18 protein-coding genes are annotated in these 21,490 nt (G+C 66.8%); 7 read left to right on the top strand and 11 right to left on the bottom strand.

Features of this window, described 5'->3' with window-relative positions:
- Window positions 1-51 precede the first annotated feature (51 nt).
- Complete coding sequence (locus ASF72_RS09050) at window positions 52-1,293, top strand: APC family permease (protein ID WP_056598165.1); 1,242 nt, start codon at window positions 52-54, stop codon at window positions 1,291-1,293.
- A gap of 28 nt (window positions 1,294-1,321) precedes the next feature.
- On the opposite strand, the gene hisS is transcribed toward ASF72_RS09050, so the two are convergent.
- Window positions 1,322-2,665: a histidine--tRNA ligase gene (gene hisS, locus ASF72_RS09045; RefSeq protein ID WP_056598160.1), complete on the bottom strand. Its 1,344-nt coding sequence runs from the start codon at window positions 2,663-2,665 to the stop codon at window positions 1,322-1,324.
- A 227-nt stretch (window positions 2,666-2,892) separates the two neighbouring features.
- Here hisS and ASF72_RS09040 point away from each other — a divergent pair, with 227 nt between their 5' ends.
- From ASF72_RS09040 to ASF72_RS20030, 3 genes are all read left to right on the top strand, one after another.
- Window positions 2,893-3,708, top strand: coding sequence for a peptidylprolyl isomerase (locus tag ASF72_RS09040; protein WP_050684644.1), 816 nt, complete (start codon window positions 2,893-2,895; stop codon window positions 3,706-3,708).
- A gap of 65 nt (window positions 3,709-3,773) precedes the next feature.
- Complete coding sequence (locus ASF72_RS09035; protein WP_056598158.1) at window positions 3,774-5,393, top strand: DUF349 domain-containing protein; 1,620 nt, start codon at window positions 3,774-3,776, stop codon at window positions 5,391-5,393.
- A gap of 124 nt (window positions 5,394-5,517) precedes the next feature.
- Window positions 5,518-6,222 (top strand): type IV toxin-antitoxin system AbiEi family antitoxin, encoded by a 705-nt coding sequence (locus tag ASF72_RS20030; RefSeq protein ID WP_157370949.1) that lies wholly within the window; start codon window positions 5,518-5,520, stop codon window positions 6,220-6,222.
- On the opposite strand, the gene ASF72_RS09025 is transcribed toward ASF72_RS20030, so the two are convergent.
- The 9 genes from ASF72_RS09025 to pdxT all read right to left on the bottom strand — a co-directional run bounded on the left by ASF72_RS09025 (window position 6,103) and on the right by pdxT (window position 15,995).
- On the bottom strand, window positions 6,103-8,490 hold the full coding sequence (locus tag ASF72_RS09025; protein WP_050684641.1) for a RelA/SpoT family protein: 2,388 nt from the start codon (window positions 8,488-8,490) through the stop codon (window positions 6,103-6,105). The genes ASF72_RS20030 and ASF72_RS09025 overlap by 120 nt on opposite strands.
- A 141-nt stretch (window positions 8,491-8,631) precedes the next feature.
- On the bottom strand, window positions 8,632-9,648 hold the full coding sequence (gene secF, locus ASF72_RS09020; RefSeq protein ID WP_056598156.1) for a protein translocase subunit SecF: 1,017 nt from the start codon (window positions 9,646-9,648) through the stop codon (window positions 8,632-8,634).
- Entirely contained in the window at window positions 9,648-11,405 is a 1,758-nt protein-coding gene (secD, locus tag ASF72_RS09015) for a protein translocase subunit SecD (RefSeq protein ID WP_056598155.1), read from the bottom strand. Before secD ends, secF begins: the two co-directional genes overlap by 1 nt.
- Window positions 11,406-11,499: 94 nt before the next feature.
- Window positions 11,500-11,895 carry a preprotein translocase subunit YajC gene (yajC, locus tag ASF72_RS09010; RefSeq protein WP_050684638.1) on the bottom strand — a complete coding sequence of 132 codons (396 nt, stop codon included), beginning with the start codon at window positions 11,893-11,895 and terminating at the stop codon, window positions 11,500-11,502.
- Window positions 11,896-12,100: 205 nt separating this feature from the next.
- Entirely contained in the window at window positions 12,101-13,189 is a 1,089-nt protein-coding gene (gene ruvB / locus ASF72_RS09005; RefSeq protein WP_050684637.1) for a Holliday junction branch migration DNA helicase RuvB, read from the bottom strand.
- Window positions 13,182-13,826: a Holliday junction branch migration protein RuvA gene (gene ruvA / locus ASF72_RS09000; RefSeq protein ID WP_050684636.1), complete on the bottom strand. Its 645-nt coding sequence runs from the start codon at window positions 13,824-13,826 to the stop codon at window positions 13,182-13,184. Before ruvA ends, ruvB begins: the two co-directional genes overlap by 8 nt.
- An 89-nt stretch (window positions 13,827-13,915) precedes the next feature.
- Entirely contained in the window at window positions 13,916-14,494 is a 579-nt protein-coding gene (gene ruvC, locus ASF72_RS08995; protein WP_050684635.1) for a crossover junction endodeoxyribonuclease RuvC, read from the bottom strand.
- A gap of 31 nt (window positions 14,495-14,525) precedes the next feature.
- Complete coding sequence (locus tag ASF72_RS08990; RefSeq protein WP_050684634.1) at window positions 14,526-15,281, bottom strand: YebC/PmpR family DNA-binding transcriptional regulator; 756 nt, start codon at window positions 15,279-15,281, stop codon at window positions 14,526-14,528.
- 3 nt (window positions 15,282-15,284) lie between these two features.
- Complete coding sequence (pdxT, locus tag ASF72_RS08985) at window positions 15,285-15,995, bottom strand: pyridoxal 5'-phosphate synthase glutaminase subunit PdxT (protein ID WP_056598154.1); 711 nt, start codon at window positions 15,993-15,995, stop codon at window positions 15,285-15,287.
- Between the two features lie 89 nt (window positions 15,996-16,084).
- On the opposite strand from pdxT, the gene ASF72_RS08980 reads away from it, so the two are divergent.
- Both ASF72_RS08980 and ASF72_RS08975 read left to right on the top strand, forming a co-directional pair.
- The gene (locus tag ASF72_RS08980; RefSeq protein ID WP_200933637.1) at window positions 16,085-17,377 is read left to right on the top strand and encodes a Mur ligase family protein; all 1,293 of its coding nucleotides are present in this window, start codon (window positions 16,085-16,087) and stop codon (window positions 17,375-17,377) included.
- On the top strand, window positions 17,374-18,111 hold the full coding sequence (locus ASF72_RS08975) for a type 1 glutamine amidotransferase (protein WP_050684631.1): 738 nt from the start codon (window positions 17,374-17,376) through the stop codon (window positions 18,109-18,111). The genes ASF72_RS08980 and ASF72_RS08975 overlap by 4 nt, the downstream gene beginning before the upstream one ends.
- Window positions 18,112-18,118: 7 nt before the next feature.
- Here ASF72_RS08975 and ASF72_RS08970 read toward each other — a convergent pair whose 3' ends face one another.
- Window positions 18,119-19,363: a CapA family protein gene (locus ASF72_RS08970; RefSeq protein ID WP_056598149.1), complete on the bottom strand. Its 1,245-nt coding sequence runs from the start codon at window positions 19,361-19,363 to the stop codon at window positions 18,119-18,121.
- 84 nt (window positions 19,364-19,447) lie between these two features.
- Here ASF72_RS08970 and ASF72_RS08965 point away from each other — a divergent pair, with 84 nt between their 5' ends.
- On the top strand, window positions 19,448-21,460 hold the full coding sequence (locus ASF72_RS08965) for a M3 family metallopeptidase (protein ID WP_056598147.1): 2,013 nt from the start codon (window positions 19,448-19,450) through the stop codon (window positions 21,458-21,460).
- The last annotated feature ends 30 nt before the right edge of the window (window positions 21,461-21,490 follow it).

The raw sequence follows: 21,490 nt of genomic DNA, 5'->3' as shown, positions 1-21,490 counted from the left end.
TGCGGGAGCAATCCCGATCGAGTTTACCCGCTGGAAGGACACCCGTACCCCATGGACGCACACCGGCAGCTTGAGCGGCGGCTCACCACCGCCGATGCCACCGCGATCGGACTCGGCTCGATGCTGGGCGCCGGCGTGTTTGTGGTGTTTGGCCCGGCCGCCGCCCTGGCTGGAACGCTGCTGCCCGCCGCGGTGGCCATTGCCGGCGCCGTGGCGTACTGCAATGCGGTGGCTTCGGCTGCCTTGGCCGCCCGGTATCCCACCAGCGGCGGCACCTACGTTTACGGTCGGAAGCAGCTGGGCGAGTGGGCCGGGTTCCTGGCCGGCTGGGGCTTTGTGACGGGAAAAACGGCGTCGTGCGCGGCGATGGCCCTGACGTTCGGCAGCTACGTTGGCGGCGGCTACGCCATCCCCGTTGCCGTGGCAGCGGTGGTGGCACTCACCGGCGTGAACCTCCTTGGCATCACCCGCACGGCGCTGCTGACGCGCATCCTCCTCGGTGTGGTTCTTGCGGTCCTCGCATTTGTGGCCGTTGCCGCCGTGGCCGGTCCGCATCCGGCAGCTGCCGCTTCGCCGGACATCGCCGGCGGGGCTGCGGGTGTGCTGCCAGCGGCGGGGTTGATGTTTTTTGCGTTTGCCGGTTACGCCCGGATTGCCACTTTGGGCGAGGAGGTCAAAAATCCGGCCCGGACCATCCCCCGCGCCATCCTGGCCGCCCTGGCCGGGGCCTTTGCCATCTACCTGCTGCTGGCAGGACTGCTCCTGAACCATCTTTCGGCCGGGCGGCTCGCAGCGTCCCGCACTCCCCTGCTGGACGCCGTGCTTGCCTCCGGCCTGGCCGGAGGCGCACCGATCGTGCAGGCAGGCGCTGCTGCCGCGTGCCTGGGCGCGCTGCTGGCGCTCATCACGGGTGTGGGCCGCACGGGCCTGGCGATGGCCCGTGCGGGCGACCTGCCGCGCTTCCTGGCGAAGGTAAGCGGCAAACGGACGGTACCGGTGGCCGCCGAACTCAGCGTAGCCGCCGTCGTGATCCTGCTCCTGCTCACCAGCGACGTGATGACGGTGGTGGGCTTCTCCAGTTTCGGGGTGCTGGTGTACTACGCCGTCGCCAACGCCGCTGCGTTCACCCTTCCCGCGCATCCCAGGTACGCCCCGCGGTGGCTTAATGCCGTGGGCGTAGTGGCCTGCGTCGGGCTGGCACTGACCCTCCCGCCGGCACCGGTGCTGGCCATGGTGGCAGTCCTGGCGGCGGGCGCGGCGGGCCGGTGGCTGGTCCTGCGGCGCCGCCGCTGAGTCCGTGGAGTGTCTTTAAGCCGGCGGATCAAGCCGTGGTGCTCACCTGGACGGAAAGGTCGGCAGCGGGCGGCGCCCACGTTCCGGGCTCCGCCGGCACCTGCTCGCCGGTGCGGATGTCCTTGACCTGGTGCGCGCCGTCGTCGTCCGTGAACCAGACGAACGGGATGCCGCGGCGGTCCGCGAACTTGATCTGCTTGCCGAACTTGTCCGCTTTGGCCGCCACTTCGGTGGCGATCCCCCGGCTGCGCAGCTGGGCAGCAACGTCCTGCGCCGCGCCCCAGCTGTCATCGTGGGAGAGTGCCACCAGGACGGCCGTGGGGACCGAACGGGAGGCCTTGGCCAGGTCCTGGCTGAGGATCCGGGACACGAGGCGGGTGACCCCGATGGACAGTCCCACACCGGGGAACTTGCGGTTGCCCTTGGACGCCAGGGCGTCGTACCGGCCGCCGGAGCAGATGGAGCCCAGCTGTTCATGGCCCACCAGGACGGTTTCCACCACGGTGCCCGTGTAGTAGTCCAGGCCGCGGGCGATGCTCAGGTCCGCCACCACCTTGCCGGGGGCGCGCTGGACGGCCGCCTCGATGACCTGTTCCAGCTCGCTCAGGCCTTCATCCAGCAGCTCATTGCTGACCCCCAGCGCCTTGACCTGCGCCACGAAGGACGTGTCCTCGGTGCGGATCCCGGCCAGCTGCAGCGCCTTCCGCGCCTGCTCCTCCGTGGCGCCCAGTTCGGACTGGAGGAGGCCGGCCACTTTGTCGGCGCCGATTTTCTCCAGCTTGTCGATGCTCCGCAGGACTCCAGCGGTATCGTCAAGGCCGATCCCCCGGTAGAAGCCCTCCGCCAGCTTGCGGTTGTTGATCCGGAGCCGGAAGTCCGGGATGGGCAGGGCGCTGAGGGCTTCGGCGATGACCAGGGCAATCTCCACGTCGTAGCGGAACGGCAGCCCGCCGTCGCCCACCACGTCGATGTCCGCCTGGGTGAACTCGCGGGCACGGCCTTCCTGGGGCCGTTCGCCGCGCCACACCTTCTGGATCTGGTAGCGCCGGAACGGGAAAGCCAGGTGGCCGGCGTTCTCAACCACGTAGCGGGCAAAAGGCACGGTGAGGTCGAAGTGCAGCGCCAGCGCCTGTGGGTCGGCTTTGCCTTTTGCGTCGCCTTCGTCGTCCTGGAGCCGGCTCAGTCCGTAGACTTCCTTGTCGATTTCGCCCTTGCGCAGCAGCTGGCCCACCGTTTCCACGGCCCGGGTCTCGATCGAGGAGAAGCCGTGCAGTTCGAAAACGCGGCGCAGCGTGTCCAGGACATGCAGCTCCACCAGCCGCTCCTCGGGAAGCCACTCGGGGAATCCGGACAGGGAGGCGTTGCGTGCCATGGTGGAAGATCTCCTCATCGTGTACGGCTGCCGGGCACGCCATGCGGCCCGAAACGGGCGGCTAGGGGCGGCTGTCCAGCCAGTCATGCATAAACTGTGTGCGGCAGTCAGTTTATGCGCCATCCTTGTGCATCTCTAATGCGGCGGGCGGTGCGGCCCGGCCGCCACATCCCTGCATCACGGGCCGGAAGGCTCCGGTGCGGCAGCCCGACTCACGAGGAGGACCCTTGGCGGCCAGTTCCCGCAACGCCCGCGAAACCAAACGGCGCATCCAGCAGATGGAAGCCAAACGTGAGCTCCGGCGTGTGCAGGAGGGCCGCCGCAAGCGCGACAACCTTGTGGCCGCCGGTGCCGGCGCCACCGCCGTGGTCCTCGCCGTCGTCCTCCAGCTCACCGCGTTTTCCGGGAACCCTACCGAGGACGAATACGCGGCCGCGCAGGCCGGCCTGACGAACCCGTCGGCGTCCGCGGAACCCACCCCCAGCCCCGCCCAGACCGCCAACGGACCCGATATCCCTGCTCCGGACACCGCCGCCGGGAAGACCTTCACGGGGGACCTGGTGCTTAACGGCAGCCCGCTGGGCGTTGAGATTGACGGCACCAAGGCGCCGCAGGCCGCAGCCGTCCTGTCGGCGCTGAGCACCGAGGGCTACTACAACGGAAAAGGCTGCCACCGCCTGACCACCGGCGAATCGTTCGGGCTCCTGCAGTGCGGTTCAACGGACGGCACCGGGAACGCCGACGCCGCGTTCACGTGGGGGCCGCTGGAAAACACGCCCACGGACAACGTCTATCCGGCGGGCAGCATTGCCGTGGCCAGGAGCGCGAACAACGCTTACGGCAACGGCCGGCAGTTCTTCATTGTGTACAAGGACACGGCAATTCCCGCGGACACTGCGGGTGGCTACACGGTGGTGGGCAAGGTGACGTCCGGCCTTGAAACGGTGGCCAATCTTGCGGCCGCAGGCATCACGCCGGTCACCAGCGACACGGACGGCTCGCCACGGGAACCAGTCACGATAGACTCGTTCTCTCTGAAGTAGGCGCCCTGGCCTCCGGCCCGGGCGCAGTACGTGAGTATTTTCCTCCAAGCGAAAGACTTTTAGCGGTGACAGACAGTCAGAAATCCGACGAAACAGCAACAGACCTGACCGAGGTGGCCCCGGTGGCCGAGGCCCCAGGCGCTGATGCAACCACCACAACTGCGGCTCCGGCTGAGGAGGCTCCCGTTGCGGACGCCCCTTCTGAGGAGGCTCCGGCTCAGGAGGCTCCTGCTGAGGAGACCCCGGCGGCTGCCGCTCCCGCAGAGGAGGCTCCGGCGGCTGGCGCACCCGCCGAGGTGACCCCTCCAGCGGAAGCGCCCGCGGCACCGGCCGCGCGGCCTGCTGCCCCGTCACCCGCCGCTTTTGCGTCCCGGCCCAAGCCCGCTGCTGCCGCACCGGCTGCCGCGTCGGTCCAGGCTCCTTCCGCAACCTCACTGGCCGAGGCCGCAAAGTGGGGCCGCGTTGAGGGTGACGGCCACGTATTCCTGACCATCGACGGCGGCGAACACCCCGTGGGCCAGTACCCGGATGTCAGCAACGACGAGGCCCTGGCCTACTTCGCGCGCAAATTCGACGATGTCCTTGCCCAGGTTGTCCTGCTGGAGCAGCGGGTGGCTTCCAAGGCCCCCAGCACCGACATGCAGAAGACCGTGACGCACTTGCGCGAGCAGCTTGCCGAGCGCAACATGGTGGGCGACCTCCGCTCAGCAGAGGCCCGCCTGGACAGCCTCGCGGGCCAGATCACCGAGCTGGAGAAGACAGAAAAGGCGGAGCACGACGCCGTCCGCACCGCCGAGCTCGCCGCCCGGGAAGCCATAGTGGCCGAGGCCGAACAGATTTCCGGCCAGGACCCCGCGCAGACGCAGTGGAAGACCTCCTCCGCCCGGATGAACGACCTCTTCGAAAGCTGGAAGACCGCGCAGAAGAGCGGCGTCCGCCTGGGCCGCAGCAATGAGGACCAGCTGTGGAAGCGGTTCCGTGCCGCCCGCACGGTGTTCGACAGGCACCGTCGGGCCTACTTCTCGCAGCTGGACAGCAACAACTCCGCGGCAAAGTCCGCTAAGGAAAAGCTGATCGCCGAAGCCGAGGAACTGTCGGGCTCAACCGACTGGGGTTACGCAGCCGGCGAGTACCGCCGCCTGATGGACCAGTGGAAAGCTTCCCCGCGCGCCAGCCGCAAGGACGACGACGCGCTGTGGGCCCGGTTCCGTGCCGCCCAGGACGTCTTCTTCACCTCACGCCAGGCTGCCAACGATGAGATCGACCAGGAGTACTCGGTCAACCTCACCGCCAAGGAAGCCCTGCTCAGCGAAGCCACTGCCATCCTCCCGATCAAGGACCTCGGCGCCGCGAAGAAGGCCCTGCAGTCCGTCCGGGACCGCTGGGAAGAAGCCGGCAAGGTGCCCCGTGCCGATATGGGACGCATCGAAGCCGGTCTCCGCAAGGTTGAGGACGCAGTGCGCCACGCCGAGGAAGAGCAGTGGCAGCGCTCCAACCCGGAGCGTAAGGCCCGCACCAACAGCGCCCTGTCCCAGCTGGAATCCGCCATCGCGGGCCTGCAGGATGACCTGGCCAAGGCCGAGAAGACCGGCGACCAGCGCAAAATCAAGGCAGCCCAGGAGGCCCTCGAGGCGCGCCAGGCCTGGCTTGACCAGATCCAGCGCTCGGCCAGCGAACTGAGCTGAACCTTGGTGGCGGATCTGCGGCGCTGACCGCTGCGCCACCAACAGACCACAGGTCCGGGCCCGGTTATCCACATGACCGGGACCGGGCCTGTGTCAGTTAACGCTCCCGGGGCAGGATTGACGGATGGCATCCCCTCCAGCCCCGCCCGGCAGTCCCGGGCACCAGTTTCCCGACTTGTATGTCCCAGGGTTGCCCTTTGCGTGGCCGGAACTCCAGGCGCTGGCAGCTGACGGGCTGCTGGCAAGAATCCACCAGCACGGCTATGTCCTGCCGGAAGTCCAGGTATCGAGCCAGCTGCGGGCCCGGGCGGCAGCGGGTGCTGTCCCCTTACAGGTCCGCCGCAGGGTGGTGGCAGGCCGCATGACCGCTGCCTGGATTTACGGCTGCGCGGCTGAACCGGACCGGCTGGCGCTGCTGGTGGACGCCAAGCGCCGCGTCTCCAGCCTGCGCAACACCAGGGGCTGCACCCTGCACGAGGTGAGGCTCGGGCCTTTCGATGTGGTCAGCCTGGGCGGCCTGATGGTCTCCAGCCCGCTGCGGACAGCCGTGGACGTGGCCCTCCACGTGGAGGAGGGCCGCGCCGTCCCTGCACTGGCGAACCTCCTTGCCAGGCCGCAGAATGACGTCAGGCTCAGGTTGCTGGTGCTGGCCATCGAGGCGTCACCGCGGGTGCCCCACAAACGCGCTGCCCTGGCCAAACTGGCCAGGTTAGCTCCGACGCTTGTTCCCGGTGGTGCGGTACACGTCGAAGACCCCGTCGATCCTGCGGACGGCGCTCAGGACGTGGCTGAGGTACTTGGGGTCCCCCATCTCGAAGGCGAACTTTGAGATGGCCACGCGGTCGGTGGAGGTGTGCACACTTGCAGCCAGGATGTTGACGTGGTTCTCGGACAGGATCCGGGTGACGTCGGACAGCAGGGATTTCCGGTCCAGGGCTTCCACCTGGATTTCCACAAGGAAAACGCTGGATTGGGTGGGTGCCCAGTCCACGTCGACAATCCGGTCCGGCTGGTCTTTCAGGTCCGATATGTTGGTGCAGTCGGTACGGTGCACGGAAACGCCAGAGCCCCGGGTGACGAAGCCCAGAATGGGGTCGGGCGGGACCGGCGTGCAGCACCGGGCGAGCTTGACCCACACGTCGCCTACGCCGCGGACCACCACGCCCGAGTCCGAGAAACGTGCCTTGGTCACCTGGGTCGGAATGCTGACTTCGGTGATGTCGTCGTCGGCGTTCTCGTTGCCGCCCAGGCTCTCCACGAGCTTTTCCATCACGGACTGCGCGGACGTATGACCGTCGCCCACCCCGGCGTAGAGGCCGGAAATGTCCACGTACTTGAACTCTTCGGCCACCGCGGCAAGTGCCTCGTGGGTCATCAGGCGCTGCAACGGCAGGTTCTGCTTCCGCATGGCACGGGTCAGCAGTTCCTTGCCCCTGTCGATGGCTTCTTCGCGGCGTTCCTTGCTGAACCACTGCCGGATCTTGTTCCGGGCCCGGGCGCTCTTGACGAAGTGCTGCCAGTCCTGGCTGGGGCCGGCGCCTTCGGCTTTCGAGGTGAAGATCTCCACCCAGTCGCCATGGTTCAGTTCGCTGTTGAGCGGCACCAGTTTGCCGTTGACGCGGGCGCCGATGGTCCGGTGCCCCACCTCTGTGTGCACCGAGTATGCGAAGTCCACGGGGGTGGACCCGGCCGGAAGGGCCATCACCTCACCCTTGGGCGTGAAGACAAACACTTCGCGGGCGTTGATTTCAAACCGCAGCGAATCGAGGAACTCGCCGGGATCGGAGGTCTCCTGCTGCCAGTCCACCAGGGAACGCAGCCACCCCATGTCACCGTCGCGCGGGCTCCCCGGCCCCACCGCGGTCCTGTTGGGCTGGTCCTTGTACTTCCAGTGCGCCGCCACGCCGTATTCAGCCCGGCGGTGCATTTCGTGGGTCCTGATCTGGATTTCCACGGGTTTGCCGCCGGGACCAATCACCGTGGTGTGCAGCGACTGGTACATGTTGAACTTGGGCATCGCGATGTAATCCTTGAACCTGCCCGGCAAGGGGTTCCAGCGCGAATGCATGGTGCCCAGGGCCGCGTAGCAGTCCCGGACGGAGTCCACCAGGACACGGACGCCCATCAGGTCGTTGATATCGTCAAAGTCCTTGTCGCGGACAATCATCTTCTGGTAGATGGAGTAGTAGTGCTTGGGCCGGCCGGTGATGGTCGCCTTGATCCGTGCCGTGCGGAGGTCATCCGTGATCTGGTCCCGGATCACCCCGAGGCTCTTTTCCCGTTCGGGGGTGCGGTCCCCCACCATCCGGACAATCTCTTCGTACACCTTGGGATACAGGGCGGCGAACGACAGATCCTCGAGCTCCCACTTGATGGTGTTCATACCCAGCCGGTGGGCCAGCGGGGCGAAGATTTCGAGGGTTTCGCGCGCCTTGCGGGCCGAGGACTCAGCGGAGACAAAACGCCACGTGCGGGCGTTGTGCAGGCGGTCGGCCAACTTGATCATCAGCACGCGGATGTCCTTGGCCATGGCCACAACCATTTTGCGGACGGTCTCGGACTGGGCCGCCTCGCCGAAGCTGACCTTGTCCAGCTTGGTGACGCCGTCCACCAGCATGGCCACTTCCGGACCGAAGTCGCGTTTCAGGTCCGCCAGTGTGTATGGGGTGTCCTCCACGGTGTCGTGCAGGAGCGCCGCGGCCAGGGTGGTGCCGCTGAGGCCCAGTTCGGCGAGGATGGTGGCCACCGCAACGGGGTGGGTGATGTAGGGATCGCCGCTCTTGCGCTTTTGCCCGCGGTGGCTTTGTTCAGCAACGTCGAAGGCGCGTTGGATGAGGTCGAAGTCCTCTTTGGGGTTGTTGGCGCGGACAGTCCGCAGCAGGGGTTCCAGGATGGGCGAGTAACTCGCCGCGCCGCGGCCGGTCAGCCGTGCCAGCCGGGACCGGGTCCGTTCCCGGCGGCCCGGAAAGGTGGGTCGCGAGCCGGAGTTGTCAACCGGTACCAGGGAACCCGGGCGCGCCGCAGGCGCAGTCCCTGCCTGCACGTCGGCAGGGACTTTACCCTGAGCCGCAGTAGCCGACGCCGAACGTTCTTCCAATGAAGTACCCCTCACCACCGTTTAATTACCTCAGTCTATTCCTCAGCGCGTCGAGTTCTCTAACCGGCCCCAAATAACGGATGGGCCGCACGGCGCAATGAATACGCTGTACGGCCCATCCGTGGACGTGCGGTGCCGGCCTTAGGCTGTGGCAGCCTCTGCAGCCGGCGTGTTCCCGGCCGACGCGGCGCGCCGCTGCTCCACCCGCTTCTCCTGTTTGAGCAGGTCGGGTTCCTTCTGGCGCAGCAGTGCGTACATGGGGGCTGCCACAAAAATGGTGGCAGCCGTGCCGATCAGGATGCCAACGAACAGTGCCAGCGACAGGTCACGCAAGGTGCCCGCCCCCAGCAGGCCGGCACCGATGAACAGGATGGCGCCCACGGGCAGGATCGCAACCATCATCGTGTTGATGGACCGGACCAGGGTCTGGTTGACCGCCAGGTTGACCTCCTCGGCGAAGGTACGCCGGGTGGAGGCGTCCAGCTCGGAGGTGTTTTCCCGGATCTTGTCGAACACCACCACCGTGTCGTACAGCGAGTAGCTGAGCACGGTCAGGAAGCCGATGATGGCGGACGGTGTGACCTCAAAGTCGCTGAGGGCATAGACCCCGGCCGTGATGAACATGGTCACCACCATGCCGGCTATCGCGGACAGCGACATTTTCCAGGTCCGGAAGTACAACGCCATCAGCACCGCAGCCAGCAGCACAAAGACCACCAGGCCGATCAGCGCCTGCTTTGTCACGTCAGCACCCCAGGTGGGGCCCACGAACGTGGACGTCACCTCGTCGACGGTGACCCCGTAGGCCGTGGCGAGGCCTTCCTTGATCCGGAGGGTCTCGTCATCGGTGAGTTTGTCCGTTTGGATCCGCATGGTGGTTCCGGCCACGTTGGCGACGCGCGGAACACTGCCCGCAACGACGTCCGTGACAACCTGCTCGCCCAGGGCGGCGTCCGTGCTCTGGACGTTGGAGACCGTGAATTCAGAGCCGCCCCGGAACTCGATGCCCAGGTTGAACCCGCCCTTGGCCACCGGAATGATGATGGACAGGGCCACCCCCACGGCCGCGATGATGAACCAGATCTTTTTGGCGCCCACGAAGTTGTAGGACCGCTTGCCGGTGTAAAGCTCGTTACCGAAATTGGCGAAGCTTGGCATTACTTGTTCTCCTTCGCTGCGTTCTTCGACGAGCCCGCAAGCTGCTCCTGCTTTTCGGCCAGGCGGCGTTCGGCGATGGTCATCCGGCGTTCTGCCTCTGCGGCCGCACCGGTGTTCTTCGTCCGGACCACGCCCGGTTTGTCCTCAGGGGTACGCACGCGGCCGGCACCACGGTACAGCGGCACGGCTCCGAGCTTCTTGGGGTCAAGGCCGGAGAACCGGTGGCCCTCGCCGAAGAACTTGGTGCGCGCCAGCAGCTGCAGGGTCGGGTGGGTGAACATAAACACCACAAGGAGGTCCGCCAGGGCCGTCAGGCCCAGGGTGAACGCGAAGCCGCGGACGTTGCCCACCGCTACGAAGTACAGGACCAGGGCGGCGAGGAGGTTGACGGCCTTGGAGGCCAGGACCGTGCGCTTGGCACGCTTCCAGCCGTTTTCGACGGCGGATACCAGGCCGCGGCCTTCGCGCAGTTCATCGCGGATGCGTTCGAAGTAGACGATGAACGAGTCCGCTGTCTGGCCGATGGCAACGATGATGCCTGCCACGCCGGCCAGCGACAGCCGGTAGTTCTCAGTCCAGCCGAGGATGGCGATGGCAAGATAGGTCAAAGCGCCTGCCACCACCAGGGAGGCGATGGTGACCAACCCCAGCGCGCGGTACTGGAACAGCGAGTAGACCACCACCAGCAGGAGCCCGATGATGCCGGCCAGGAGGCCCATGCGCAGCTGTTCACCACCCAGGGTGGCGGAAATCTGCTGGTCACTCTGGATCTCGAAGCTGATGGGAAGCGCACCGAACTTCAGCTGGTCGGAGAGAGCCTTGGCGGACGCTTCGGTGAAGCCGCCGGTGATCTGCGGCCGGCCGTCGGTGATGACTGCCAGGGACCGGGGGGCGGAGATAACCTGGTCGTCCAGGACAATGGCGAACTGGGCCTTGGGGTCGCTGCCCGACTCGCCGCCGGCCGCCACGTAGAACTGGTTCAGGCGTTCGGTGACCTCTTTGAACTTGGCAGTACCCTCGTCGTCGAACTGGATGTTCACTGCCCAGTCATTGGTGACCGCGCCCTGCGCACCCTGCTGGAGCTGGAAGGAGGACGTGACAATGCTGCTGCCCTTGACCTCCACCGGACCCAGGATGTACTTGATGGCAGGTGCGGTCTCGGTGGCGGGCTCGCAGGTGACCAGCGGCTTGGCCGGATCGGAGCGTTCCAGCTCCTCCTGTGCCGGGTTGTCGCAGTCCAGCGCCTCGAACTCGCGGTAGATCTCGGGAGTGATCCAGTTGACGTCGCTGCTGTTGGCCGGCTCCGCCGTGGGCTTCGGCAGCTGGTCCTCGGGCGCCCGGGACTCTTCGGGAACCACCGCGCCGGCACCGTTGAGCAGCACGGGGCGGAAGTTCATGTCTGCGGAGGCCTGGATCAGGTCGCGGGTTTCCTTGGACGGCACGCCGGGGAGGCTCACCACTACGTTGCGCCCGGACTGCGTGCTGATTTCAGCTTCGGAGACGCCGGAGCCGTCGACGCGCTGCCGGATGATCGAGACGGCCTGGTTGAGCTGCTCTTCGTTAATGTCCGAACCGCCCTCCACCTTGGGCGCCAGGATCATCTGGGTGCCGCCTTCAAGGTCCAGTGCCAGTTTCGGCGCCCAGCTTGCCTGCCCGGCGAGGGTCCCGCCGGCCAGGACCGCAGTCAGGACGGCGAGGATAACGCCGAGCCAGACCAGGACCCTGAGGCCTGATTTCTTAGGGCCAGTTCGTGCCATTGTCGATCTTTCTCTTATTCACGGAGGAACCGCCGGTGCATGTCTGCACCGGCGGTTGTCCGCAGCGGTAGAGGTGAGTGGGGCGGCAGCGGAACTAGCTGTCCTTTTTGCCTTCGTCGTTGAGGCGCTTCATCGTCTCGTCCGGGGTCTCCAGCGGTGCCGCGGTGGTTCCGGCCTCCTGGCCGGTGAGTGAGGAGGCATCATCCGGTACGGCCGGGGCTTCGTCTTCCGGCACTGCCGTGGGCTCAACGACCTTGGTGACGGCCTGGCGGTGGACGGTGGCCAGGTTGCCCGGGGAGAGTTCCAGGGTGACCTTGTTCTCGGCGTCGTCGATCTCGACGATGCGGCCGAAGAGGCCGAAGCTGGTCATCACTTCAACGCCGGGAGCGAACTGCGATTGGAGTTGCGCCTGCTGCTGCTGCGTCTTCTTGTTGCGGCGGAACATCATGAAGATGAAAACGCCAAGCATGACGAAGAGGAGAATTGACATTAAATCCAAGGGAAAAATCCGTTCTTTACTTACCTAGCCGGTTTTCCGGCACCGTCGGCTTGTTCCCTCCGCCGGCCGTGCGCACGGAAACCCTGACGGATTTCCCAACAGCCCGGGGCAGCCGGAATCACAGTGGCCGCAGGAACAAAGACCCGAACGTGCCGGGCGTCATACCAGTCTAGGGGGAAAAGCTGAACGGAGCCTGCTATTGGCTCTCCGGATCCCAGCCGGACGACGGCCAGACAGGTTCAACGGCAGGTTCAAACAGGTCCAGCTGCTCCTGGCCGAAGGCTCCGGCGGGAACGGCGTACCCCAAGTGGGTCCAGGCCGGAGCCATCGCGATCCTGCCCCGGGGGGTGCGGCCCAGCAGCCCCTCCCGGACCAGGAATGGCTCGGCCACCGTTTCCACGGTTTCCGTTTCCTCGCCCACGGCGATGGCCAGCGTGGACAGGCCCACAGGCCCGCCGCCGAATTTGGTGATAAGCGCCTCAAGCACGGCACGGTCAAGCCGGTCAAGGCCCTTTTTATCCACTTCGTACATGTCCAGGGCCGCGGAGGCTGCCCTGGCGTCGATTTGTTCGATGCCGTGGACCAGGGCCCAGTCGCGTACCCGGCGCAGCAGCCTGTTGGCGATACGTGGGGTTCCCCGGGACCGGCCGGCGATTTCGCTGAACCCTGCAGAGTTGACCTTGAGGTCCAGCAGCCCCGCCGAGCGGCGCAAAACGAGTTCCAGTTCGGAAACCGAGTAGAACTCCAGATGGCCCGTGAACCCGAACCGGTCCCGCAGGGGCCCGGGGAGCAGGCCCGCGCGGGTCGTTGCACCCACCAGGGTGAACGGCGGCAGTTCCAGCGGAATGGCAGTGGCACCGGCCCCCTTGCCCACCACAATGTCCACCCGGAAATCCTCCATGGCCATGTACAGCATTTCCTCGGCCGGCCGAGACATCCGGTGGATTTCGTCGAGGAACAGGACCTCGCCCTCGGAGAGGGAAGACAGGATGGCCGCGAGGTCACCGGCGTGCTGGATGGCCGGGCCGCTGCTGATGCGCAGCGGGGCGTTCATTTCGGCGGCCACGATCATGGCCAGGGTGGTTTTGCCCAACCCGGGCGGACCCGAGAACAGGACGTGATCTGCGCTGCGGCCGCGCATCCTGGACGCCTGCAGCACCAGGGAGAGCTGTTTGCGTACCCGGTGCTGGCCAACGAAGTCGTCCAGGTTCTTGGGCCGGAGGGCGGCTTCAATGGCCCGCTCCTCGGGCTCCTCCCCCGCTGCCACCAGTGACGGTTCAGCCACGGCTGCCTATGCGGTTGCCGGCCCGCGCGCCGTCCTGGCCCAGCCAGCGGAGCGTGGTGCGCAGGATTTCCGCGACGTTGCCCCGGAACGAGACTTCGGGATCGTCGGCGAGGGCCTTGTCGATGCTGGCGGAGGCGTCCTTCTCGGACCAGCCCAGGCTGGTCATGGCGGCCACCACCTGCGGCTTCCAGGCAGCTTCGGCGGCCGTGGGCACCCCTGCGGCGCCGGCCGTTCCGTGCGGCACCAGCTTTCCGGCCAGTTCCAGGACAATCCGGGCGCCAACCTTGGGGCCGATACCCGGCACCTTGGTGAAGGTTTTGCTGTCGCCACTGTGCGCAGCCACCCGGATGGCCTCCGGCTCGTGGACCGCCAGGACTGCCAGCGCCAGCCGGGGACCCACACCGCTGACGCTCAGCAGGATGTCGAAAACTTCCCGCTCGTCATCCGAGGCGAACCCGAAAAGCGTCAGTGAATCCTCACGCACTATCAGTGACGTGAACAGCTTGCCTTCCTCACCGACGTGCAGTCGGCTGAGGGTCTGCGGTGTGGCGTTGACGCTCATGCCGGCGCCGTTGAGGTCGATGACGGCCGTGGACAGGCCTACGTGGGCTACTGTTCCGCGAAGAAAACTGATCAAGGCCGTACTCCTGGTGTACTGCCGGCCGTTGTGGTCAACGCCGGCTATCCGAACATATCTACGAATACCCTAGCAAGCGGCCGGGGCAATCATCGCCCGCGCCGCGCTTTTGCTTCCGCCTCGGCCCACGCCCGTTGGGCCGCCGTAAGCGATGAGCTGCCGGGACCCGTGGTGGCCACAGCCGCCCCGCTGCCGGCCCGCCACGCATGCGTGATGGCGAGGGCCAACGCGTCGGCGGCGTCCGCCGGGCGGGGAGGAGCGTCCAGCCGCAGGATCTTGGTCACCAGCTTGGTCACCGCATCCTTATTGGACGTGCCGCTCCCGGTCACCGCGGCCTTGACCTCGGACGGCGTGTGCATGGCCACCGGGATGCCGCGCCGCGCCGCCGCAGCAATCACCACGCCTGAGGCCTGGGCCACGCCCATCACGGTACTGACGTTCAGCTGGGAGAAGACCCGTTCCACTGCGACCACGTGCGGTTCGTAGCGGTCCAGCCAGTCATCGATGGCCAGGGCGATCACCAGCAGCCGCTGGTCCAGGGACTGCTCCGGCGAGGTGCCCACCACGCCCACACCCACCATCGTGGCGCGGCGGTTGCGTTCAACATCCACCACGCCGATCCCGCAACGGGTGAGGCCCGGATCAACCCCCAGTACCCTGAGGGTCAAGTCCGGGCCTCCGCGGCGGGGTGCCGGCAGGTCACTCGGATTCCAGTGCGGCCTGCACTTCGCTGCTCAGGTCAGCGTTGCTGTAGACGTTCTGGACGTCGTCGAGTTCCTCCAGCGCGTCCGCGAGCTTCAGGAACTTCCGGGCGCCGTCGACGTCGAGTTCCACCTGCATGGACGGGACAAACTCGGCCTCATCGGTGTCGTACTCGATGCCGGCTTCCTTGAGCGCGTCGCGGATGGCCTGGAGGTCGGTGGGCTCGGAGTGGATCTCGAACGTCTCGCCGTTGTCCTTGACTTCCTCGGCGCCGGCATCGAGGACGGCCATCAGCACGTCATCCTCGGTGAGACCGTTCTTGGGCAGGTTCACCACGCCTTTGCGGGTAAAGAGGTAGCTGACGGAGCCGGGGTCGGCGATGGTGCCCCCGTTGCGGGAGATCGCGAGCCGGACCTCGGATGCGGCACGGTTTTTGTTGTCCGTGAGGCACTCGATCAGGAGGGCTGAGCCCTGCGGGCCGCGGGCCTCGTACATGATCTCGGTGTAGTCCACCACTTCGCCGGTGAGGCCGGCGCCGCGCTTGATGGCGCGGTCGATGTTGTCCGCGGGGACCGAGGTCTTTTTGGCCTTGGTGACAGCCAGTTCCAGGCCCGGGTTGCCGGAGAGGTCCGGGCCGCCCATGCGGGCAGCAACTTCGATGTTCTTGATCAGCTTGGCGAAGGATTTGGCGCGTCGGCTGTCAAGGATGGCTTTTTTGTGCTTGGTGGTTGCCCATTTGGAGTGGCCTGACATGCTTTACGCTTCTCCTCTGATCATGCGGATAAAAAGTTCGTGGATGCGCTTTTCGCCCGTCACTTCCGGGTGGAAGGAGGTGGCCAGCAGCTGGCCGGAACGCACTGCAACAATTCTAGCGGCCCCCGGCAATGCGGCGGCGTGGGACGCGTGGCCGGCGTCGGCCGGTTCCACCTGGGCCAGGACCTCCACGCCGGGACCAACCCGCTCAACCCAGGGGCCGCGGATGAATACTGCGTGCACCGGGGCGACGCCGGTTTCCGTGGCGCTGAAGTCCAGCCCCTTGAACTCAAGGTCCGTTTCGAAGGACTCACGCTGCCGGCCAAAGGCGTTGCGCCGGACGGTGATGTCCAGGCCGCCGAAGGTCTGCTGGGGCGCACCGGCCAGGTCGGTGGCGGGATCGGCGATGTCCTGGGCCAGGAGGATCATGCCGGCGCAGGAGCCGTAGACGGGCAGGCCGCCGGCGATGCGTTCGCGCAACGGATCAGCCAGCTCAAAGGCGCGGGCCAGCTTGTCGATCGCGGTGGACTCGCCGCCGGGAATGATCAGGCCGTCCAGTCCGTCCAGCTCCGCGGGCCGGCGCACGCTGACGCCATGGGCGCCTGTCGCCTCGGCGGCGCGGAGATGTTCCCGGAAGTCGCCCTGCAGGGCGAGCACCCCGATCCGCAGGCCGGAACCCGGGCGCGCGGGAGCAACAGGTAGGGAATTTGTCATCCATCCAGCATACGGTGCGGCGGTTGCGGGGCCCGCGGACAGGGGAAGCCTGCGGCGGTTCCATGCCGCTGCTGGGATATATTCGAACCATGTTCTACATCAGTGTTCCGCTCGGCAAGCTCGTCCGCCGGGTGTCCCGGCTCCGGGGCGGCGGCTCCGCCCTTCCCGGCCTGGTGGTCGAGAAAATCGATCCTGGCTTTATGCGGCGCACGCTGACCACCCTCCCCCATGGCGTGGCGGTGGTCAGCGGCACAAACGGCAAAACCACCACCACCAAAATGGTGGTGGAACTGCTCGAAAGCCAGGGCCTGACCGTGTTCACCAACCGGACGGGCAGCAACTTCACCCGCGGCGTGGCCGCTGCACTGTTGGGTGCCGTGGATTGGCGCGGCCGGCTCAAGGCGGATGTGGCGGTCCTGGAACTGGATGAAGCCCACGCCGTGCACTTCGTTAACAGTGTTCCGCCGCGGTACAGCCTGCTGCTGAACGTCCTGCGGGACCAGCTTGACCGGTTCGGCGAAATCGATAAAACTGCCCAGCTGCTCCAGCACATTGCGGACAAAACCACCGGCACCGTGGTGCTGAACCGCGAGGACCCGCGCGTGGCGCGGATCGCGGAGACCCTGACGGGGCAGGACGTCCGCTACTTCGGCCTCGACGATTCCCTGCTCAGTACGTTCCCCAACGACGACGACATGCGCACCGCTCCCGGCAGCCCCGCCCCGGCGGCCCTGCCGCAGAAGCCGGCTGCCGACGTCGTGCTCAGCACAGTGGGTGCGGACTCCGCTGCCTTTGAGTACGACGGCGGCACCGTCACCACCGGGATGAAGCTGCGCGGTGTGTACAACATCTTCAACGCTGCCGCCGCGCTGACGCTGGCCCGCAGCATCTGCGGCGGGGGCGCCGCCACCGCGGACCACGACGCCCTGCTCGTTGCGCTGGGCAAAGTGGAACCCGCGTTCGGGCGCGGCGAAAGCCTCACCGTGGACGGCCAGCCCCTGGACCTGGTCCTGGTGAAAAACCCCAGCGGTTTCCGGCTTGGCCTGAAGTCGTTCCCCGCAGAGGGGTACGCCACCATGATCGCCATCAACGACAACTACGCGGACGGCCGGGACATGTCCTGGCTGTGGGACGTCGGGTTCGACTCGCTGCAGCCCGGCGGGGTGGACCAGCTCACCGGGTCCAGGGCCTATGACATGGCCCTCCGGCTGCAGTACGACGACGTCCGGATCGGCGCCGTCCAGCCCGAGATCGCACCCGCCCTGGCGGCATTTATCCGGGAAGCTGCCGGCAAGCCGAAACGCATTTTCTGCACCTATACGGCAATGCTGGCCATCCGCCGCGAGCTGTCCAAGATCACCACCGTGGAGGTTGTCTCATGAGCACCGGACACCAGGACAAGGGCACCCTCCGGGTCCTCCAGCTGTATCCGCGGGACATGAACATCTACGGCGACTGGGGCAACGCCCTGGTGCTGCAGCAGCGCATCGGCTGGCACGGCTACACGCCCGAGCTGCTCGAATACAACGTGGGCGATGAGTTCCCGGCCAACGTGGACATCATTGTTGGCGGCGGCGGGCAGGACAGCGGCCAGCTGGTGATCCAGGACGACCTGCAGGCCCGGGCCGTCGAATTGACGGACCTGGCCGAGGACGGCGCCCCCATGCTGGTCATCTGCGGGCTGTACCAGCTTTTTGGCAAGTCCTTCAAGACCCGGACCGGCACTGTCATCCCGGGTATCGGCATCCTGGATGTGGAGACGCTGGGCACCGATGAGCGGCTGATCGGCAACGTCAAGGTGGCCACTACCGAATTCGGCGAGGTGCTGGGCTACGAGAACCACAGCGGCCAAACCACCCTGGGCAACGGCGTCCGTCCGCTGGGCACGGCGGCGAAGGGCACCGGGAACAACAGCGCCGACGGCCATGAGGGCGCCCGCTACCGCAACATCGTGGCGAGCTACCTGCACGGCTCGCTGCTGCCCAAGAACCCTGCCATCGCCGATTTCCTGATCAGGACGGCGGCGGAACGGAAGTTCGGCAGCTTCGAACCGGGCACCCCGGACGACTCCTACGCGGTACTGGCCCGCGAACACGCCGCCCGGCGGCCCCGCTAGGAATCCCTCAGGGCTGCCGGGTCACCAGCAGCTCATGGGCGCCCGCGGCGGCTGCGCCCATGGACTCCACCACTTCGGTGGTGCGCGCCCTGGTGGCGGCGTCCTCTTCCGGGCCGGCGCAGGTGCCCTGCGGGGCGTCCGACGCCACGGAACACCACCGGTAAGGGTCCCGGACAATGACCGACGGCGCCCAGGCCAGGTCCGTGGGCGCCCATTTGCCTGCAGCGTCCTGGCCGAACTGGGCCCGGACCAGCAGGCCCTCGTTGTTGACCACATACCAGGGCGATAGCTCGGTGACCCCGTTGCCCAGGCCGTACACAATCCAGGTGCCCTTGTAATTTTCGATGGGCAACACCGAGTGGGTGTGGTGGCCGTAGACCATGCTGAACTGTCCGCTGTCCACCAGGGCGTGGGCTACGTCCTGTTGCTGGCCGTTCGGGACGCTGGCATATTCGTCGCCGGCGTGCATCACGCCCAGGACGATGTCCGCGCCCAGGGCCCGGGCCTTGACGGCCTTCGCAATCATGGCCGAGGCGTCCAGCATGTCCACCTGCCACGGGTATTCGGCGATCTGGCCGTTCAGCCCGTAGCTGGCCTGGATGATGGCCACCTTGGCGGCCGGCGTCTGCATGATGAGGATGCCCTGGGATTCAGTTGCGGTCCGGTAGGAGCCGGTGTGCTTCAGCCCCGCGGCGTCCAGCTGGTCAAGGGTCCGGAGCAGGCCGTCCGTACCGCGGTCGATGGTGTGGTTGCTGGCGGTGGTGCAGGCCTGGTAGCCGACATTTTTCGCGGCAGTGATGATTTGGGGTGGAACGTTGAACGACGGGTACGCGGAGAAAGGCCCATCAGGTCCTGCTACCGGCGTTTCCTGATGGCAGATGGCCAGGTCACTGCTGTCGATGTAGCGGCGCTGGCCTTCCAGCAGCGGCACGAAGTCCAGGCCGGGCTTGCCCGCGGCGGCTGCGTCCTGCTGCGCCTGCTGCCACAGCTGGGTGTGGACCAGCATGTCCCCCGTCACCAGGACGGTGGTGCAGCGCAGGACGGGGCAGTCGGGTCCCTGGCCCGGGGTGGGGACCGGCGCCGGAACGGTGGCTGTGGGTGTGGCCTTGGACGTGGCCGCGTTGGTTTGCGGGTCCGCCGTCGCCCGGTTCTGCTCGGCCACCAGGCCGCAGCCGGCCAGCGCCGTCAGCAGCGCTCCGGCCGAGGCTGCTGCCAGCCAGCGCCGGGAAGTTATGCCTGATGTGATCCCCATAACGCCATTCTAGGGACGGCCAGGACCCGCCGCAGGCATTTGGCCGCGTTGAGAAGCGTGCCCGGGCTGTGAAAGGTTTACCTCATGACGAACCCCCTCCTCCACCCCAGTCCCCTGCCCTATGAGCTTCCTCCGTTCGCCCAGCTTGGGCCCTCGGACTATGCGGAGGCCATCGGGGCCGGCTTGGCCGGCCAGCTCGCTGAAATCCAGGCCATCGTGGTGGACCCGGCGCCGGCCACGTTCGAAAACACCGCATTGGCCATGGAAAGGTCCGGCAGGCTGCTCCACCGCGCGGCGTCGGCGTTTTTCACCCTGGTATCCGCGGATGCATCAGAAGAGATCCGCGCCCTCGAAACCGAGCTGTCCCCGCGGTTCTCCGCGCACCAGGATGAGGTTTACCTGAACCGGGACCTCTACGAACGGTTTGCCGCCATCAGCACGGCGGACTGCGGCCCCGAGGCGGTCCGGTTGGTGGCCGAGTACCTGAAGGAGTTCCGGCAGTCAGGCATCGCACTCGACGCGGCCGGCCAGAAGCGGTTGAAGGAGATCAATGCAGAACTCGCCGCCCTGGGCACGGAATTCGGGCAGCGGGTCAAGGCCGGCATGAAGGCCGCGGCACTGCTGGTGGACGACGCCGGCGACCTCGCCGGACTGCCGGCAGACGACGTTGCCGCCGCCGCGGAGGCAGCCAACACGGCAGGGCACAAGGGAAAGTACCTGCTGACCCTGATCCAGCCGGGCAACCAGCCGGCCCTCGCCGCGCTCCAAAACCGGGACGTCCGCCGTCGGCTGTTCGAAGCGTCCGTGGCCCGCGGCAGCAGCGGCGGCGCCCTGGACGTGCTGGACATTGCCCGGGCCACCGCAGCGCTCCGTGCGGAAAAGGCAAACCTCCTGGGTTTCGAGAATTACGCAGAGCTGGTGGTGGACCGGCAGACCGCACCGGACTTCGAAGCCGTGCAGGCCATGCTGAACCGGATGGCCCCCGCCGCTGTGCGCAACGCGGACGCGGAGGCTGCCGCACTGGCGGAACAGGCAGGGCATCCGCTGGAGGCCTGGGACTGGGCGTTCTACTCGGCGAAGGTCCGCAAAGACCGCTACGAGGTGGACGAGCAGGCCCTGCGGCCCTACTTCGAGCTGGACCGGGTCCTGACGGACGGCGTCTTCTTCGCCGCCACCTCCCTGTACGGCATCACGTTCCACGAACGCGGCGACCTGTCCGGCTACCACCCGGACGTGCGGGTGTGGGAGGTCCGGAACGAGGACGGCAGCGAACTGGGCCTTTTCCTGGGCGACTATTACACCCGTGAGTCCAAGCGCGGCGGGGCCTGGATGAACTCGCTGGTGGATCAGTCGGAGCTGCTGGGCACCAAACCCGTGGTCATCAATACCCTGAACATCTCCAAGCCGCCGGCCGGGGAACCCACCCTGCTGACGCTCGACGAGGTGCGCACCACGTTCCACGAGTTCGGCCATGCCCTGCACGGGCTGTTCTCGGACGTTACCTTCCCGCGGTTCTCGGGGACTTCGGTTCCCCGGGACTTTGTGGAGTACCCGTCCCAGGTCAACGAGATGTGGATCATGTGGCCCGAGGTCCTGGCCAACTACGCCCGCCACCACGCCACCGGCGAGCCGCTGCCGCAGTCCGTGGTGGACAAGCTGAACGCTTCGCGGCTGTGGGGCGAAGGGTTCGGCACCACCGAGTACCTGGGTGCTGCCTTGCTGGACCTCGCCTGGCATGTGCTGGAGCAGGCCGCCGTCCCGGACGGCGCCCTGGCCTTCGAGGACAAGTCACTCGCCGCCGCAGGGATCGCGCACCCGCTGATTCCGCCGCGGTACCGGACCGGCTACTTCCAGCACATCTTCGCGGGTGCCGGCTACGCGGCCGGTTACTACTCCTACATCTGGAGCGAGGTCCTGGACGCGGAGACGGTGGACTGGTTCACCGAAAGCGGCGGTATGACCCGTGCCAACGGGGAACGGTTCCGCCGGGAACTGCTGGGCCGGGGCAACAGCCGCGACCCGCTCGATTCGTTCCGCAGCATCCGCGGCCGCGATGCCACACTCGAACCCCTGCTGAAGCGCCGCGGCCTGGAGTAGCCTCTCGCCTCCCCCCTCCCCTCCTCCCCC

Origin of the sequence: Arthrobacter sp. Leaf141, assembly GCF_001424565.1 — a bacterium.
In the GTDB taxonomy this organism is placed as follows: domain Bacteria; phylum Actinomycetota; class Actinomycetes; order Actinomycetales; family Micrococcaceae; genus Arthrobacter.
Note: the sequence above shows the minus strand (reverse complement) of the source record. Positions and strands in the feature narration are given on the sequence as shown.

What these genes read in the sequence shown, in the direction of transcription:
- ASF72_RS08980 (WP_200933637.1), top strand. Translation starts at nt 16,085, where the DNA reads ATGTTCTACATCAGTGTTCCGCTCGGCAAGCTCGTCCGCCGGGTGTCC.
- pdxT (WP_056598154.1), bottom strand. Translation starts at nt 15,995, where the DNA reads ATGACAAATTCCCTACCTGTTGCTCCCGCGCGCCCGGGTTCCGGCCTG.
- ASF72_RS08975 (WP_050684631.1), top strand. Translation starts at nt 17,374, where the DNA reads ATGAGCACCGGACACCAGGACAAGGGCACCCTCCGGGTCCTCCAGCTG.
- ASF72_RS08970 (WP_056598149.1), bottom strand. Translation starts at nt 19,363, where the DNA reads ATGGGGATCACATCAGGCATAACTTCCCGGCGCTGGCTGGCAGCAGCC.
- ASF72_RS09050 (WP_056598165.1), top strand. Translation starts at nt 52, where the DNA reads ATGGACGCACACCGGCAGCTTGAGCGGCGGCTCACCACCGCCGATGCC.
- secD (WP_056598155.1), bottom strand. Translation starts at nt 11,405, where the DNA reads ATGGCACGAACTGGCCCTAAGAAATCAGGCCTCAGGGTCCTGGTCTGG.
- hisS (WP_056598160.1), bottom strand. Translation starts at nt 2,665, where the DNA reads ATGGCACGCAACGCCTCCCTGTCCGGATTCCCCGAGTGGCTTCCCGAG.
- yajC (WP_050684638.1), bottom strand. Translation starts at nt 11,895, where the DNA reads ATGTCAATTCTCCTCTTCGTCATGCTTGGCGTTTTCATCTTCATGATG.
- ASF72_RS08990 (WP_050684634.1), bottom strand. Translation starts at nt 15,281, where the DNA reads ATGTCAGGCCACTCCAAATGGGCAACCACCAAGCACAAAAAAGCCATC.
- secF (WP_056598156.1), bottom strand. Translation starts at nt 9,648, where the DNA reads ATGCCAAGCTTCGCCAATTTCGGTAACGAGCTTTACACCGGCAAGCGG.
- ASF72_RS20030 (WP_157370949.1), top strand. Translation starts at nt 5,518, where the DNA reads ATGGCATCCCCTCCAGCCCCGCCCGGCAGTCCCGGGCACCAGTTTCCC.
- ASF72_RS08965 (WP_056598147.1), top strand. Translation starts at nt 19,448, where the DNA reads ATGACGAACCCCCTCCTCCACCCCAGTCCCCTGCCCTATGAGCTTCCT.